Source organism: Hydrogenivirga sp. 128-5-R1-1, assembly GCF_000171895.1.
In genome coordinates, this window is sequence record NZ_ABHJ01000493.1 from 1 (window position 1) to 1125 (window position 1125).

General features: G+C 27.3%; 1 protein-coding gene. It reads left to right on the forward strand.

Annotation, left to right across the window (positions count from 1 at the left end; all coding sequences use genetic code 11):
* Positions 1-8: 8 nt before the first annotated feature.
* Positions 9-1125 (forward strand): anthranilate synthase component I family protein (locus HG1285_RS00420; protein WP_032497283.1); only part of this gene is annotated, 1117 nt, incomplete at its 3' end.

Genomic DNA, 1125 nt, shown 5'->3' on the forward strand with positions numbered 1-1125 from the left:
AGGTTTTTATGAAGCCTAAAATTACTATATATTCCACAAATAATGGTTTTTTTTCTGAAGAAGGATTTTATAATTTTTCAAATCCTATAATTAGATTGAAATATCAAAAAGATATTTTACAGATTAACAACAAAAAAATAAAAACAAAAAATCCTTTCTCTTTAATTGAAAAAATTATCACAAAAGCAAAAGGGTATGCTGTCGGATTTATATCATATGATTTTAAAGAAAACATATACGGACTTAAAAAATATGTTAAAGATGAATTAAACCTCCCATTGATTTACTTAAATATTTATAGAAATTATGGCTTTAGTAAAGATTTTGAAGCTAAAGGTTATTACAGCAGTATAAGGAATATCAAATATCCAGATAAAGAAAAATTTATAGAAAATGTAAAAACTGCTAAAGAATATATAGAAAACGGGGATATATATCAGATAAATCTATCCCATAGAATAGAAATAGAAGGTTTTTTTAATGTTGAAAAAGTTTTCAAGAATATATCAAAATTCCAGCCCACGCCTTATCTTATGCTTATTAAGGATAAAAATTTTTCTCTGATTTCAGCAAGTATGGAGTTATTTCTTGAAAAAAGTAAAAACACCTTAACGACAAAACCTATAAAAGGTACTCGTCCGGTCGGAAAAACGAAAGAAGAAGACAAAAAATTTTTTAATGAATTAAAAAACAGTCAAAAAGAAATGGCTGAGAATTTAATGATTACAGATTTGATGAGAAATGACTTAAGCAGGATTTCCAGAAAGGGAAGTGTAAAAGTAAAAAAACTATTTGAAATAGAGAGATATAAAACACTTTATCAGATGAGTTCTACAGTAGTATCACAGTTAAAAGAAAACATATCTTTGAAGGAAATTATTTATAACACTTTTCCTCCCGGGTCTGTTACCGGTGCTCCAAAAATAAGGTCAATGCAAATAATTGATGAACTTGAAAAATACAAAAGACATGTTTACTGTGGGGCCACTTTTCTTATAAAACCAAACTTTGATTTTGTTATGAGTGTTGCAATTAGACAGTCAATATTTCAGAATAATAAATGTTTTATTTATGTAGGTGCAGGAATAGTGGCAGACTCAGTACCTGAAAAAGAGTATGAAGAAA